14 protein-coding genes are annotated in these 14,526 nt (G+C 70.5%); 6 read left to right on the top strand and 8 right to left on the bottom strand.

Translation table 11 applies throughout. The features are described from left to right. Nucleotides 1–123: 123 nt before the first annotated feature. A complete protein-coding gene (locus FF041_RS30980) occupies nt 124–2,577 on the top strand; it encodes an FtsX-like permease family protein (protein WP_323393207.1) in 2,454 nt (817 codons plus the stop codon). A 136-nt stretch (nt 2,578–2,713) separates the two neighbouring features. Here the strand turns inward: FF041_RS30980 and FF041_RS30975 are convergent, their stop codons facing one another. Next, nucleotides 2,714–3,655 (bottom strand): LysR substrate-binding domain-containing protein, encoded by a 942-nt coding sequence (locus FF041_RS30975; protein WP_153525859.1) that lies wholly within the window; start codon nt 3,653–3,655, stop codon nt 2,714–2,716. 101 nt (nt 3,656–3,756) lie between these two features. Here FF041_RS30975 and FF041_RS30970 point away from each other — a divergent pair, with 101 nt between their 5' ends. Then, nucleotides 3,757–4,794: an RNA polymerase subunit sigma-70 gene (locus FF041_RS30970; RefSeq protein WP_153525858.1), complete on the top strand. Its 1,038-nt coding sequence runs from the start codon at nt 3,757–3,759 to the stop codon at nt 4,792–4,794. A 98-nt stretch (nt 4,795–4,892) separates the two neighbouring features. Then, nucleotides 4,893–5,351, top strand: a complete 459-nt coding sequence (locus FF041_RS30965) for a hypothetical protein (protein WP_153526026.1) — start codon at nt 4,893–4,895, stop codon at nt 5,349–5,351. Between the two features lie 67 nt (nt 5,352–5,418). Here the strand turns inward: FF041_RS30965 and FF041_RS30960 are convergent, their stop codons facing one another. Beyond that, on the bottom strand, nt 5,419–5,730 hold the full coding sequence (locus FF041_RS30960; RefSeq protein WP_323393205.1) for a hypothetical protein: 312 nt from the start codon (nt 5,728–5,730) through the stop codon (nt 5,419–5,421). After that, entirely contained in the window at nt 5,723–5,947 is a 225-nt protein-coding gene (locus FF041_RS39580) for a hypothetical protein (protein WP_228388763.1), read from the bottom strand. The genes FF041_RS30960 and FF041_RS39580 overlap by 8 nt, the downstream gene beginning before the upstream one ends. A 204-nt stretch (nt 5,948–6,151) precedes the next feature. Between FF041_RS39580 and FF041_RS30955 the strand changes: the two genes are divergently transcribed. Then, nucleotides 6,152–6,706, top strand: coding sequence for a peroxiredoxin (locus tag FF041_RS30955; RefSeq protein ID WP_153483744.1), 555 nt, complete (start codon nt 6,152–6,154; stop codon nt 6,704–6,706). A 3-nt stretch (nt 6,707–6,709) separates the two neighbouring features. Continuing rightward, the gene (locus FF041_RS30950) at nt 6,710–7,246 is read left to right on the top strand and encodes an alkyl hydroperoxide reductase (protein ID WP_153483743.1); all 537 of its coding nucleotides are present in this window, start codon (nt 6,710–6,712) and stop codon (nt 7,244–7,246) included. Nucleotides 7,247–7,309: 63 nt separating this feature from the next. Here FF041_RS30950 and FF041_RS30945 read toward each other — a convergent pair whose 3' ends face one another. The 5 genes from FF041_RS30945 to FF041_RS30925 form a co-directional block, all read right to left on the bottom strand. After that, entirely contained in the window at nt 7,310–8,056 is a 747-nt protein-coding gene (locus FF041_RS30945; protein WP_153525857.1) for a hypothetical protein, read from the bottom strand. After that, nucleotides 8,053–9,456 (bottom strand): AI-2E family transporter, encoded by a 1,404-nt coding sequence (locus FF041_RS30940; RefSeq protein WP_153525856.1) that lies wholly within the window; start codon nt 9,454–9,456, stop codon nt 8,053–8,055. Before FF041_RS30940 ends, FF041_RS30945 begins: the two co-directional genes overlap by 4 nt. A 124-nt stretch (nt 9,457–9,580) precedes the next feature. Beyond that, a complete protein-coding gene (locus FF041_RS30935; protein WP_323393203.1) occupies nt 9,581–10,309 on the bottom strand; it encodes an aggregation-promoting factor C-terminal-like domain-containing protein in 729 nt (242 codons plus the stop codon). 391 nt (nt 10,310–10,700) lie between these two features. Beyond that, nucleotides 10,701–12,023 (bottom strand): PhoH family protein, encoded by a 1,323-nt coding sequence (locus tag FF041_RS30930; RefSeq protein WP_323371707.1) that lies wholly within the window; start codon nt 12,021–12,023, stop codon nt 10,701–10,703. Between the two features lie 352 nt (nt 12,024–12,375). Continuing rightward, nucleotides 12,376–13,137 carry an isoprenyl transferase gene (locus FF041_RS30925; RefSeq protein WP_323371718.1) on the bottom strand — a complete coding sequence of 254 codons (762 nt, stop codon included), beginning with the start codon at nt 13,135–13,137 and terminating at the stop codon, nt 12,376–12,378. Nucleotides 13,138–13,434: 297 nt separating this feature from the next. On the opposite strand from FF041_RS30925, the gene mgrA reads away from it, so the two are divergent. After that, on the top strand, nt 13,435–14,457 hold the full coding sequence (mgrA, locus tag FF041_RS30920; protein ID WP_153526024.1) for an L-glyceraldehyde 3-phosphate reductase: 1,023 nt from the start codon (nt 13,435–13,437) through the stop codon (nt 14,455–14,457). Nucleotides 14,458–14,526: the final 69 nt, after the last annotated feature.

Below are 14,526 nucleotides of genomic sequence, written 5' to 3'. Positions count from 1 at the left end.
CGCGACCCGGACTTCGCACACCGAGCACCACGGACCCGCGACCCGGACCCCGCGCACCGAGCACCCGAGCACCACGGACCCGTGGCCCGGACCCCGCGCACCGAAGACCCTGGACGACTGACCGTGATTTTTCTGGACAAGCAGCCTGAGCACCGCGCCGCACTCCCCGATCGCGCCCTTCCCGCCCTTCCCGCCCTTCCCGGCCGGCTGCGGCTGTGGCTGCGGGATCTGTGCATAGGGCTCCGGCTGGGCGCGTTCGGCGGTCGCGAGGGCTGGATCCGCAACGCGCTCACCGCGGTCGGCGTCGGGATCGGCGTCGCGCTGCTGCTGCTCGCCGCGTCGGTGCCGCAGATCATGGACAACCGCGATCTGCGGGTCACGGCACGGACCGCGACCGGCTTCGCCCATATGGAACCGGTCGAGCGCTCCGACACCTCGGTGGTGATGGCGGACGTCTCCACCGAGTACCGCACGGACGTGGTCTCCGGCTCGCTGCTGCGCGCGGACGGCGACCGGCCGTCGCTGCCGCCCGGCATCGACCGGATCCCGGCCCCCGGCGAGATGCTGGTCTCCCCCGCGCTGGCGGAGCTGCTGCGCTCGCCGGACGGCGGGATGCTGAAGGAGCGGCTCGGCTACCGGGTGACCGGTGTCATCGGGAAGGCCGGTCTGCTCGACCCGGGCGAGTACCTCTTCTACGCGGGCACCTCGACGCTGACCGCGGAGAACGGCGGCCAGCGAACCGAGGGCTTCGGCGGGCCGGGCTTCGAGTACGGGCCGGTGGACCCGGTGCTGACCGCGCTGGCCACCCTGATCTGTGTGGTGCTGCTGGTGCCGGTGGCGGTCTTCATCGCCACGGCGGTACGGGTCGGCGGCGAGCGGCGCGACCGCAGACTGGCGGCGCTCCGGCTGGTCGGCGCCGACATCCCCACGACCCGCCGGATCGCCGCGGGCGAGGCGCTCTTCGGCGCGGTGCTGGGGCTGGCCGTGGGCGCGGCGGTCTTCGCCGTGGCGCGTCTGTTCGCCGGATCGGTACGGCTCTGGGGGCTGAGCGCCTTCCCCTCGGACGTGGTCCCACTGCCGGGCCTCGGCGCGCTGATCCTGCTCGCGGTGCCGGTGGCCGCCGTGGTGGTCACGCTGTTCGCGCTGCGTTCGGTGGTGATCGAGCCGCTGGGCGTCGTACGGAGCGCAGCGCCGCGCCGCCGCCGGCTGTGGTGGCGGCTGCTGCTGCCGGCGGCGGGCGTGGCGCTGCTGCTGGTCTCGGACGAGATCGCCGGGGCGACCGATCCGGAGCTGGTCTATCCGGTTCCCCTGGCGGGCGGCGCGATCCTGGTGCTGATCGGGGTCACCGCGCTCTTTCCCTGGGTGGTGGACGCGGTGTGCGGGCGGCTGCGGGGCGGCCCGGTCTCCTGGCAGCTGGCCATGCGCGGGCTCCAGCTCCGCAGCGACACGGTGACCCGGGCGGTGAGCGGCATCATGGTGGCCGTGGCCGGGGCGATCGCCCTTCAGATGGTGTTCGCGGGGATGCACGACGACTTCCGCGAGACGACGGGCCGCAGCCCGGCGTGGGGGCGGGTGGTGGTCACCGCGGGGTACCCGAGCCCCGAGGTCGCCGCGCGCATGCTCCGGGAGTTCGGCGACACCGAGGGCGCCATCGAGACGGTCGCCATGATCCAGACCAGTGCGCGTACTCCGGGCGCGCGCTGGACCGCCGAGGGCGATCCCCCGCCGAGCACCACGCTGACCGTCGCCGGGTGCCCGGTGCTGGAGAGGCTGGCCCGGCTCGCGTCCTGCGAGGACGGCGACGTCTTTGTGGTGCACGGGCGGGAGTACCGGGCCTCGCGCGAGTGGGTCGACCGGACCGCGCGCAAGGGGAAGGAGCTGATCGTCGGCGATCCGGGCCCGGTGCCCGGGGAGTCCGCGCACGGCGCGGACGGGCTGCGGTGGACGCTGCCCGAGGACTCGCCGACGGTATGGGCGCGCAAGGACGTGGCGGGATGGGAGCACGACGGCGTCTTCGCGACGCCCGGGGCGATCGACGCCGACCGGCTGCGCCACGGCTCCACCACGGCGCTGGTGCGGGCCGATGAGAGCATGCCCGACGCTCATGAGCACATCCGCAATACGGCGTCGCGCATCGATCCGGCGCTTCAGATCTGGACGATGCGGATGATCGAGCGGGATCAGAAGTACACCAGCATGCAGACGGGGCTGCTGGCGGGCGCGAGCGGGACGATGGTGCTCATCGCGGCGTCGATGCTGGTCTCCCAGATCGAGCAGTTGCGGGAGCGCCGGCGGCTGCTCTCGGTCCTGCTGGCGTTCGGCACCCGGCGTTCGACGCTCGCCTGGTCGCTGCTGTGGCAGACGGTCCTGCCGGTGGTCCTCGGGACGGCGGTCGCCGTCGCGAGCGGTCTGGTGCTGGGCGCGGTGATGCTCAGGCTCATCGGGAAGGAGATGACGGGATGGGGGCTGTTTCTGCCGGTGGCGGCCACGGGTCCGGGTGTGATTCTGCTGGTGACCCTGGTGAGCCTGCCGTCGCTGTGGCGGATGATGCGCCCGGACGGTCTGCGGACGGAGTGACGGTGATGGTGACGGTGACGGTCCGGGCGCGGGGCTGAGGCTTGGGGCTGAGGCGGGGGCGTACGGGAGTCGGCCGCCCGGGGCGTACGGGAGTCGGCCTCGGCGGTCCCTACGGGCGGGCCCGGGCGGCAGTCGGTCAGGGCGCGAGCCGGACGGGCAGGGGGCGCAGCGCCTGCCGCAGCGCGGCGGCGAGCTCCTCGAACTCCCCCTGGCGGGCGGCCCCCGTACGCATGGCGAGGGCGATCCGCCGGGCGGGGGCGGGGTCGGCGAAGTACCCGGTGCCGAGTCCGCCCCGGCCGGTCTCGACCTCCACGGCGGTGCGCGGCAGCAGGGTCACCCCGAGCCCTCCGGCGACCAGCTGCACCAGGGTGGAGAGCCCGGCGGCGGTGGTGGTGACGGGGGTGTCGTCGCCGCGTCCGGCCTCACGGCAGATGTCGAGGGCCTGGTCGCGCAGGCAGTGCCCTTCGTCGAGGAGCAGCAGCGGGAGCTCGCGCAGCGCCTCGCGGGGGATGTCCTGACGGCCGCCGAGCCAGTGGTCCTCCGGGGTGACCAGGACGAAGTCCTCGTCGAACAGGGGCAGTTCGGTCACGCCCGGCACTCCGAGGGGCACGGCGAGGAGCAGCAGATCGAGCCGTCCGGTGGTGAGCCCGTCCACCAGCGAGGAGGTCTGCTCCTCGTGGACCTGGAGATCGAGGTCCGGGTAGGCCCGGTGGACCAGCCGGAGGACGGCGGGCAGCAGATAGGGCGCGACGGTGGGGATCACTCCGAGCCGGAGCACTCCGGTGAAGGGCGCGCGGGCCGCGTCGGCCTCCTCCATCAGCGCGCCGACGGCGTCCAGGACGGTTCTGGCGCGGGCGGCGAGCCGCTCGCCGGCCGGGGAGAGCAGCACCTTGCGGGTGGTGCGCTCCAGCAGCTGGACGCCGAGGACGTCCTCCAGCGCGGACACGGCGCCGGAGAGCGCGGGCTGGCTCATGCCGATGGCTGCCGCCGCGTCCCGGAAGTGCAGATACTCGGCGACGGCGACAAAGGCGCGCAACTGCGACAGGCTCGGCTGTTTACCCCGACTGCTCCCGCTCATTGATACGTTCCTCCTATCGCGATCACCGAGTCTAATCGCTTCCGGGCGGTGGGAAATAATCGGATCCGGCCGCCGGGGCGGCGGTGGGGCGGAGGGGTCGCATGGTGCTCGGGCACGGTCGGCAGCGGCACGCGGAGCCTTCGGCGGAGGTGATCCGGGCGGGGGACGAGTCGGCGTTCACGGAGCTCGCCTCGCGTTACCGGCATGAGCTGCGGGTGCATCTGTACCGGATGCTCGGGTCCTTCACGGAGGCGGAGGATCTGGTCCAGGAGACGCTGCTGCGGGCCTGGCGGAAGCGGGCGGACTTCGCCGGGCGGTCGACGTTCCGCGCCTGGCTGTACGCGATCGCCACCCGTGCCGCCCTGGACGTGCTGGCGAGCCCGGCGCGCACCCGGGAGGTCGCGATGGCGGCGGACAGCGCGGGCGCTCCGGCGAGCTCGGCGCCGGCGGAGGTCGCCTGGCTCCAGCCGTACCCCGATGAGCTGCTGGATCTGGCGGCTCCGGACGGCGGCGAGCCGGAGGCCGCAGCCATCGCCCGGGAGACGATCGAGCTGGCGTTTCTGGCGGCGATCCAGCATCTGCCGCCCCGGCAGCGCGCGGTGCTGATCCTGCGGGATGTGGCCGGGTGGTCGGCGGCGGAGACGGCCGGGAGCCTGGAGATGAGCGTCGCGTCGGTCAAGAGCGCGCTCCAGCGGGCGCGGGCGACCATGCGGGAGCGGCTGCCCGGACGCCGGGCGGAGTGGGGGGCGGCCACCGCGCTCAGCGAGTCCGAGCGCGCCCTGCTCCGGCGGTATGTCACCGCCTCCCAGCAGGGGGAGCTGTCGGCGCTCGCGGCGCTGCTGCGGGAGGACGCCCGCCAGACGATGCCGCCGGACCGCCTGGTGTTCGACGGGCGTGCCGCGATCCTGGATCTGTGGCGTCCGGTGCTGGAGGGCGAGGAGGCGTGGGGCGAGTGGCGCTCCGTGCCTCTGGCGGTGAACCGGCAGCCGGCGGCGGCGAACTATCTGCGCCGTCCGGGCGAGGCGGTCTTCACGGCGGTCAACATCGATGTGCTGCGGATCGCGGACGGCCTCATCGCGGAGATCACCACCTTCGGCCCGGAGCTGCTGTCGGCGCTCGGACGGGAGCCGGTCATGTGATGCAGGGCACATCCAGGCGACCGATTCCTTTCCCCGGGCCGCCCCGTCATATGAGCGACACCGCAGCGATGCGCACATACCGGGAGAAAGGCCCCACCATGACGGAGTCCACGACCGAGACCGCCCCGCGCCAGGACGACGAGCAGTCCAGGCTCTTCGAGCGGCTGACCGGGACCTGGAAGGTGACCGGCGGGGCGTCGGGCACGGTGACCTACCGACCGCTGGAAGGCGGGCACTTCCTCCTCCAGACGATCGAGCTGGAGCAGCACGGACAGCCGGTGACCGGCCTGGAGGTGATCGGCCGCGAGAAGCCCTTCGGCGCGGAGGAGCCCGGCGAGGACATCCTGTCCCGCTTCTACGACAATCAGGGCCATACCTTCGTCTACGTCTACGAGCCGGCGGGCGACACCTTGACGATCTGGGGCGGCGAGAAGGGCTCCCCGGCGTACTACCGGGGCGAGTTCAGCGCGGACGGGAACACCCTCTCGGGCGCCTGGGTGTACCCGGGCGGCGGCGGTTACGAGTCGTCGATGACCCGCGCCACCCCGCTGGACTGATCAAACAGCCGCCCGCCACGACTGAGTGTGGACCTCCGGCCGCCCATCTTGTTCTCCCCCAGCCCTCTCAGAGCGCGTCGGCGAGCGGGGGCGGCGCGGGGAGGACGGCCGGTGTCGCCATGCCATTGTCCTCCAACGCGATCTCATCCAGTTCGACGCTGCGGACGAACACTCCGGGGAAGTCCTCAAAGCGGCTCAACGCGTCCGCGATGGCCTTCGTGAGCGTTTCCGCATCAAAGGAGCACCAGAACTCTGCCGTGCCCGGTCCTGTGACCAGGTTGATCCGTCCGTCGCTGAAGCTGTCCAGGCCATCCAGAGTGTTGGACTGCTCCGGTGTCAGCGGGCCCTGAAGGTGCAGGGTGAAACGCCAGTTACGCACAGTTCTGATGCCTCCGCGTGAATCGATCGATTTCCCGTGCCTCTTCCCCCTGACTCTGGGGAGTGCAGTACACCACCTGTGACTGATTGCACGGGCAGCAGATCACCCACCCCCAACGATGCCGGTTCTTGTCATGCGTCACCTTGAGCCCAGCCGCCTCCGCCCTCTTCAGTGCCGCTTCAACATCCTTCTTCTGATGCCGGTCACCGATTCCCATAGCCATACGTACTACTGGCCGACCGCGACGAGGACACGGAGCCAGACGCGAGACCACCCGATCGAGCTATCCTCGGGCGCGATCACGATCACGAAGATTGATCGGATGGGCTGATCACACTGAGCCGATTGATCGATTTCACCCTTGATCGTGGATATGACAGGGTGCAGAGGTCCAACCCTCTCAGCACCCTGGAGTAACACCATGCTCACTGTTGGCGACCAGTTCCCCACCTTCGAGCTCACTGCCTGCGTCTCCCTGGAGAGCGGCAAGGAGTTCGCGGTCATCGACCACAAGTCCTACGAGGGCAAGTGGAAGGTCGTCTTCGCATGGCCCAAGGACTTCACCTTCGTCTGCCCCACCGAGATCGCCGCCTTCGGCAAGCTGAACGACGAGTTCGCCGACCGTGACGCGCAGATCCTCGGCTTCTCCGGTGACTCCGAGTTCGTCCACCACGCCTGGCGCAAGGACCACGACGACCTGCGTGACCTGCCCTTCCCGATGCTGGCCGACTCCAAGCACGAGCTGATGCGCGATCTGGGCATCGAGGGTGCGGACGGCTTCGCCCAGCGTGCCGTCTTCATCGTGGACCCGAACAACGAGATCCAGTTCACGATGGTGACCGCCGGCTCCGTGGGCCGTAACCCCAAGGAGGTCCTGCGGGTGCTGGACGCCCTTCAGACCGACGAGCTGTGCCCGTGCAACTGGACCAAGGGCGAGACCACCCTTGACCCGGTCGCGCTGCTGGCCGGTGAGTGACCCATGTCGCTCGACGCGCTGAAGGCCGCTCTTCCCGAGTACGCCAAGGACCTCAAGCTCAACCTGGGCTCGGTCATCGGCAACAACGACAAGCTCTCGCAGCAGCAGCTGTGGGGCACCGTGCTGGCCACCGCCATCGCCTCCCGCAGCGCGATCGTGCTGCGTGAGCTGGAGCCCGAGGCCAAGGCGAACCTGACCCCGGAGGCGTACACCGCCGCCAAGGCGGCTGCCGCGGTCATGGCGATGAACAATGTGTTCTACCGGACCCGGCATCTGCTGTCGGACCCGGAGTACGGCACCCTGCGCGCCGGTCTGCGGATGAACGTCATCGGCAACCCCGGTGTGGAGAAGGTCGACTTCGAGCTCTGGTCGCTCGCCGTCTCCGCCGTCAACGGCTGTGGCCAGTGCCTGGACTCGCATGAGCAGGTGCTGCGCAAGGCCGGGATCGAGCGGGATGTGATCCAGGAGTCGTTCAAGATCGCGGCCGTGGTCCAGGCCGTGGGGGCGACCCTCGACGCCGAGGCTGTGCTGGCGCAGTAGCCGGCCCCGATGTCACAGAAGAGGGGTCCCGCCGTCCGGCGGGGCCCCTCTTCGCCGTCTCCGTCAGCTCTGGAGCTTCCTCATCAGCGCCTTCATATCGGCGACCATGAGGTTCCTGACCCCTGCGGCCTCCGCACGGTCGATCTCCCCGCTCGGCGACCGGGGCGGCTCGGCGGACATGCTCAGCACCGACTGCCCGTCCAGTACATGGAGAACGGGCACGTCGTACCCCTGCGCCCAGACGAAGTAGGCGCGCTCGCCCAGCCCGTCGACCCGGACCATCTCGGGGTCGTCGGCACCGGTGTGGTTCTCCATGGCGACCGTCGCTTCGAACTGCGGCCCCGGGTCGGTCTTCTTATGTCGGACATAGCTCAGCGAGCCGCTGCCCGCCACCGGTTCCGCGCCGTTCTCCGGGGGCGCACCGCGGAATTCGAACCAGCAGGCGGCATGGTCCAGCGAGGGGCGCTCGCGCCCGGTCGGCGTACTCATGCTCACCGGCCCGTACTCGGCGGTCAGCGCCTTCAGCCCGGCGTCCGCACAGAGATCGCGGCTCGCCCGGTACCCGCCGAGATCCGGGTCCCCGGGCTCGTACGCGTACAACCCGCCCGCCCAGAGAGCCGAGGCGGTCAGCGCGCCGCCGAGCGCCCAGAGCCACGCCCGGATCGGCGCGCGCACCGGGCCCGGCCCGGCCGAGACCGTGTCGGCGGCGGGATCGGCGGGATCGCCCTCGCCCCGGCTCCATCGGCCGGGAGGGTCCTCGCCCCGCGGCGGTTCCCCGTCGTCGCCCATCAGTTCCGGCTCGGATATCACTCCGTGCTCCCTGTCGTCGCGGGCGTCCCGGGCGTCTTGGCGAGCGCCTCGCCCTGCGGCGGCGGGGCGGCGTGCGGCGCCTGTTCCCTGCTGTACGCCCGAAGGTAGCCGACGACGGTGTTGGTGACAGCCACCAGCGGCACGGCGACCACCGCGCCGCCGATCCCGGCCGTCACCCCGCCGACCGCGACCGCGAGCACCACCGCGAGGGGATGGACCCGGACCGCGCGGCCCAGGATGAAGGGCTGGAGCACATGACCCTCGATCTGCTGTACGGCGAGGACCACCACCAGCACCATCAGCGCGGTGAACACCCCCTGGGTGACCAGTGCGACGACCACCGCGAGCGCGCCCGACATGACCGCGCCGACCAGCGGGATGAAGGCGAAGAGGAAGATGAAGACGGCGAGCGGCACGGCCATGGGGACATCGAGGAAGTAGATCCCCAGCCCGATGAAGACGGCGTCGATCAGCGCGACGATCACCGTGCCCCGCACATACGCGGTCAGGGTGCGCCAGGCCCGCGGACCGGCCCCGGCGACCCCGTCACGGGCCTGCGCCGGAACCAGCTTGAGGGTCCAATGCCAGATCCGCTTTCCGTCGTAGAGCAGAAAGAGCGTGGAGAACATCGCCAGCAGCATGCCGGTGAGGAGTTCCACCATCACGGACACCCCCTGGAGCCCGGCGGAGGTGATCTCCTCGGTATTGGTGCCGATGGTGTCGCTGAGATTCTTCGCGAGGTCGTTGATCTGGCTCTCGGTGACATGGAACGGGCTGTCCAGCACCCAGCGCTTCAGCTCCTCGATGCCGTCTCTGACCCGGTCGGAGAGATCGCCGAGATTCTCCATCACCTGCCAGACCACGAACCAGCCGACCAGGGTCATGACGACGAACCCGGCGATCGCCGTGACCGCGGTCGCCAGGCCCCGGGGCAGTCCCAGCCGCCTCAGCCGGGCCACGGTGGGCTGAAGCAGCGCGGTGACCAGCAGCGCGGAGATGAAGGCGAGCACCACCAGCTGTACGGCGCTGATGACCCGCATCAGCACCCAGAGGGTGCCCGCGAGCACCAGCAGCCGCCAGCCCGCCTCGGCCGCGACCCGCATCCCCCAGGGGATGACCGCCACCGGTTCGGGACGGGCGGGCACGGCGGGGGCGTAGTCCGGGGGCGCGGGCACACTTCTGGGCGCGGCACCCCCGCCGCCCGCTCCGTCCCCGCCGCCCACTCCGCCCCCGCCGCCCGCTCCTTCTCCCCCGCCTGGCGCCTGAGCCTCTCCGCCGCCGGGGACCTGAGCCTCTGCGTCGTCGTCGGCGCGGCGCTCGTTCAGCCGCTGCGAGAACCGGGCGAACCCCGCGCCGGTCCTGGCGCGCAACCCGGTGAGCTGCTCTGGCAGTCTGGGCATGTCTTCCTCTTCCCCCCATGAACTCCCGGGTCGTCCCGGGCCCCGAGAGAACCGACGGTACACGCGGAGAAGCCCCTCACCGTGAACACGGTGAGGGGCTCCAGGGGTCGTACGACCTCTCGTACTAGTACCAGCGGTTGGCCTGCCAGAACGTCCAGGCGCCGCAGGGACCGTCGTACCGCTCGTTCATATAGCTGAGGCCCCACTTGATCTGGGTCGCCGGGTTGGTCCGCCAGTCGGCGCCGGCCGATGACATCTTCGTGCCGGGCAGCGCCTGCACCAGTCCGTACGCGCCGGAGGACTGGTTGACCGCCAGGTAGTTCCAGGTGGACTCGTGCTGCACGATATTGCTGAAGCACTGGAACTGGTCGGCCGGGATGATCTGCCGGGCGAGCGCCTGGACCTCGGCGACGGTGTAGGAGCTCTTGGCGGTGAGGCCGACGGAGTCGCGTGCGCTGTCGCGGCTGGCGCGCTCCCGCGCCTCCTTCTCCTTACGCTCCTTCTCCGCCCGCTCCTTGGCCTCGCGCTCTTCCTCGGCCTTGGCGTCGGCGGCGGCCTTCTTCGACTCGGCGGTCTTCGCGGCCTTGAGACGAGCGTCTTCCTCAGCGGCCTTCTTGGCCGTCGCGTCGGCCACTGCGGCCTGCGCGTCGGCCTGTTCCGCCAGGGAAGAGACCTGCACCTGGGCCTGCTGGCCCATCGGTACATCGGCGAGGAGGGTCGCGTCAGCGGCCGTCGTCTCCAGGTTGTCGCTCGGGGACTGGGGGTTGCCCGAGGCAACGCCTACAACGGCTCCGACGGTGGTGACCGCGGTGGCGGACGCCACGGCGAATCCCCGGACCGAGATCCGGCTCACACGGTTTCCTTCCAGCATCGCCCGCACAGGTGACCCCGCGGACGAATCGTGCCCCTGGCGCTGGCCTCCCACTGCGTTGGGTCACAGGAGGCGCTGGCCCGTGGCCGACTCCCGCAGGAGCGGCCGGTACAACTGACGGGCGGCACACGACGGCAGGTCTTGAGTTGTGTCGGAGGTGCGGCGCACCACCGGATGGGGCTCATGTGTCGTATGCGGGGCCTGACGGAAGCAAGACTCTGCCGGAACGGCACACCGCAAGGCAATTATTCGTTACGTGGGAAAGCTCACACCTCTTTCGGCCCAGGAGTTCGGCCGAAAAGCCAGCACGACAGCACGCCGCCCCACTAGGCTGCTGCGCTCAGCGGGGCGGCGTCAACGACGGTCGTACCGGCTAGATCTGACCGTCCTCCAGCATCTCGGTCACCAGTGCGGCGATCTGGGAACGCTCGGAGCGGTTGAGGGTGACATGCGCGAAGAGCGGATGCCCCTTCAGTTTCTCGACCACGGCGACGACTCCGTCATAGCGGCCCACCCGCAGATTGTCCCGCTGGGCCACATCGTGGGTGAGCACGACCCGGGAGCCGGCCCCGATCCGGGACAGCACCGTCAGCAGGACATTGCGCTCCAGGGACTGGGCCTCGTCGACGATGACGAACGCGTCATGCAGGGAGCGGCCCCGGATATGGGTGAGCGGGAGGACTTCCAGCATCCCCCGCCCGAGCACCTCCTCGATCACCTCACGGCCCGCGACGGCCGAGAGGGTGTCGAAGACCGCCTGCGCCCAGGGGCTCATCTTCTCGGCCTCGGTGCCGGGCAGATAGCCCAGCTCCTGCCCGCCCACCGCGTACAGCGGACGGAAGACCATCACCTTCTGGTGCTGCTGTCGCTCCAGCACCGCCTCCAGACCGGCGCAGAGCGCCAGCGCCGACTTACCCGTGCCCGCCCGGCCGCCGAGCGAGACGATGCCGACCTCCGGATCGAGCAGCAGATCGAGGGCGACGCGCTGTTCGGCGCTGCGGCCGTGGATGCCGAACGCCTCCCGGTCCCCGCGCACCAGCCGTACGCCGCCCTCGGCGGTGACCCGGCCGAGCGCCTTGCCGCGCTCCGACTGGAGGACGAGCCCGGTGTGGACGGGCAGCCCGTCCGTCTCGGGGACGTACACCCGCTCCTCGGTGTAGAGCTGATCGACCTGTTCGGCCGAGAGCGACAGCTCCGACATACCGGTCCAGCCGGAGTCGGTGACGGCCAGCTCCGCGCGGTACTCCTCGGCCAGCAGCCCGACGGACGACGCCTTGATCCGCAGCGGCAGGTCCTTGGAGACGACGGTGACGTCATACCCCTCGGCCTGGAGGTTCCGCGCCACGGCCAGGATCCGTGAGTCGTTGTCACCCAGCCTGAATCCGGCGGGGAGCAGGGCGGGATCGGAGTGGTTGAGCTCGACGCGCAGGGTGCCGCCGAGATCGCCCAGGGGGATGGGGGCGTCGAGGCGGCCGTACCGGACACGGAAGTCGTCCAGCAGGCGCAGCGCCTGGCGGGCGAAGTAACCCAGCTCCGGATGGTGTCTCTTGGCCTCCAGCTCCGTGATGACCACGATCGGGAGTACGACTTCGTGCTCGTCGAAACGGGTCGGGGCGTTCGGATCGGCCAGCAGGACGCTGGTGTCGAGAACGTAAGTGCGCCTATCGGGCAGTCGGCGCTTTGTGCTGTTCACCACGGAAGGACGTACCCCCTCGGATGAGGTCGGCGGTGCGACGCCGTCGCGGGCCAGATGGTCCTCCTGCCGGGGAGCGGCAGGGGGCCTCCCCGCCTGGGGCGGGGAAAGGGCCGGGCTTCAGGCCACGATGCGCGGGCCGAGCACCGGCCCTCCGCGCGGTCCGCACCTGGGGTGCGTTCCTTCGTGTGCAAAGGGCCTCCCGGGTGAGCGGCTACCGCCGCTCACTGAGATACGACGTTCGTGGTTCGGACGTCGACCTGGAAGGGATATTCCCTCGAACACCCGCCGCCATGCCACGGCATGGGGCTACGACTGGATGAACAGCTGGTGATGCGTTCTGCTGAATCCCTGTTCAGCTGCCGTAACGCCGGTGCCGGGCAGCGTAGTCGCGCAGCGCGCGCAGGAAGTCGACCTTGCGGAAGGCGGGCCAGAACACCTCGCAGAAGTAGTACTCCGAGTGCGCGCTCTGCCAGAGCATGAAGCCGGACAGCCGCTGCTCTCCGCTGGTGCGGATCACAAGGTCGGGGTCGGGCTGGCCGCGGGTGTAGAGATGCTCGGAGATGTGCTCGACATCGACGATTTCGGCCAGTTCCTCGAAGCTGGTGCCCTTGTCGGCGTGTTCCAGGAGCAGGGAGCGCACGGCGTCCGCGATCTCCTGACGGCCGCCGTAGCCGACGGCGACGTTGACGAGTATGCCGGTGTGGTCGAGGGTGTCCTGCTCTGCTTCCTTGAGCACGGTCTGGGTGTGGGCGGGCAGGATGTCGAGGGTGCCCACATGGTGGACGCGCCAGCGGCCGTCCGCGGCGAGCGCGCGCACGGCGTCCTCGATGATGCCGAGGAGCGGCACCAGCTCCTTCTCCGGGCGGTCCAGATTGTCGGTGGACAGCAGCCAGAGGGTGACCACCTCGACATCGGTCTCCGCGCACCAGCCGAGCAGCTCCTGGATCTTGCTGGCGCCGGCCTTGTGACCCGCCTCGGGGGTGCCGCCGGACGCCTTGGCCCAGCGGCGGTTGCCGTCGAGGATGACTCCGATGTGCTTGGGCACCTGGTCATGGTCCAGTCGGCCTTCCACCCGGCGTGCGTAGAGCCTGTACACCAGGTCACGCAGGTTCACGGAGTCCACCTCGGTTCTGTCGGGCTCGCCCGCCCGGGTGCCCGGGGTGCCGGGGGCCATGGCGGGGCTCGGGGTCATGGGGCTCGGGGATCACTGCCCGGGGTCGGCTTCCGGGCGGTGCGGCGCCCGCGCCGCCGCCTGGGGCGCGACGTCGGGCAGCTCGGTCAGGGACATGCGGCACTCATCCGCGCCGTGCGGCATCCCCTGAAGCCGCCACACTACTGCGCACCGGCCACGGCGGCCCAACCCGGTCTGTCACAAGTCCGTGATAAGGAGGGATGTGTGACTGATTCCTCCATGTATCTCGCTTCCCCCGACCGCTACGACTCGATGGAGTACCGGCGCACCGGCCGCTCGGGGCTGCGGCTTCCGGCGATCTCGCTGGGGCTCTGGCACAACTTCGGCGACGATCGCACCCTCGCGTCGCAGCGGGCGATCCTGCGCCGCGCCTTCGATCTGGGCGTCACCCATTTCGACCTGGCGAACAACTACGGACCGCCGCCCGGCTCCGCCGAGCTGAACTTCGGCAAGATCTTCGCGCAGGACTTCGCCCCCTACCGCGATGAGCTGGTCATCTCCACCAAGGCGGGCTATCTGATGCACCCCGGGCCGTACGGGGAGTGGGGTTCGCGGAAGTATCTGCTCTCGTCGCTCGACGCGTCGCTGAAGCGGATGGGGCTCGACTACGTGGACGTCTTCTACTCGCACCGCTTCGACCCGGAGACTCCGCTGGAGGAGACGATGGGGGCGCTGGCCTCCGCCGTCCAGCAGGGCAAGGCGCTGTACGCGGGGGTGTCCTCGTACAACGCGGAGCAGACCGCGCGGGCGGCCCGGCTGCTGCGGGAGATGGGGGTGCCGGCGCTGATCCACCAGCCCTCGTACTCGATGATCAACCGCTGGATCGAGGACGACGGGCTGCTGGACGCGCTGGAGACGGCGGGCATGGGGTGCATCGCCTATGTGCCGCTGGCGCAGGGGCTGCTCACCGGCAAGTATCTGAAGGGCATTCCGGAGGGGTCGCGGGCCACTCAGGGCAAGTCGCTGGACCCGGGGCTGCTCTCGGAGGACGTGGTGCGCCGGCTGAACGGGCTGAACGAGATCGCGCGGGGGCGGGGGCAGTCGCTGGCGCAGCTGGCGCTGAGCTGGGTGCTGCGGGATCCGCGGATGACGTCGGCGCTGATCGGGGCGTCGAGCGTGGGGCAGCTGGAGGAGAACATCGCGGCGCTGGCGGGGGCTCCGCTGAGCGCGGCCGAGCTGGCGGAGATCGACGTCTTCGCGGTGGACACGGAGGGCGCGAACATCTGGGCGAAGCGGGGGTGAGCCGGGGGGCTCCTCGGGAGCTCCTCGGGTGCTGCTCTCGCGGGGCGGGGAGTCTCTCGCCTCTCGCGG

The sequence above is a fragment of the Streptomyces jumonjinensis genome, assembly GCF_009600885.1.
Taxonomy (GTDB): domain Bacteria; phylum Actinomycetota; class Actinomycetes; order Streptomycetales; family Streptomycetaceae; genus Streptomyces; species Streptomyces jumonjinensis.
This window is presented reverse-complemented; position numbering and strand designations above follow the sequence as displayed.

What these genes read in the sequence shown, in the direction of transcription:
- FF041_RS30950 (WP_153483743.1), top strand. Translation starts at nt 6,710, where the DNA reads ATGTCGCTCGACGCGCTGAAGGCCGCTCTTCCCGAGTACGCCAAGGAC.
- FF041_RS30955 (WP_153483744.1), top strand. Translation starts at nt 6,152, where the DNA reads ATGCTCACTGTTGGCGACCAGTTCCCCACCTTCGAGCTCACTGCCTGC.
- FF041_RS30940 (WP_153525856.1), bottom strand. Translation starts at nt 9,456, where the DNA reads ATGCCCAGACTGCCAGAGCAGCTCACCGGGTTGCGCGCCAGGACCGGC.
- FF041_RS39580 (WP_228388763.1), bottom strand. Translation starts at nt 5,947, where the DNA reads ATGGGAATCGGTGACCGGCATCAGAAGAAGGATGTTGAAGCGGCACTG.
- FF041_RS30965 (WP_153526026.1), top strand. Translation starts at nt 4,893, where the DNA reads ATGACGGAGTCCACGACCGAGACCGCCCCGCGCCAGGACGACGAGCAG.
- mgrA (WP_153526024.1), top strand. Translation starts at nt 13,435, where the DNA reads ATGTATCTCGCTTCCCCCGACCGCTACGACTCGATGGAGTACCGGCGC.
- FF041_RS30970 (WP_153525858.1), top strand. Translation starts at nt 3,757, where the DNA reads ATGGTGCTCGGGCACGGTCGGCAGCGGCACGCGGAGCCTTCGGCGGAG.
- FF041_RS30975 (WP_153525859.1), bottom strand. Translation starts at nt 3,655, where the DNA reads ATGAGCGGGAGCAGTCGGGGTAAACAGCCGAGCCTGTCGCAGTTGCGC.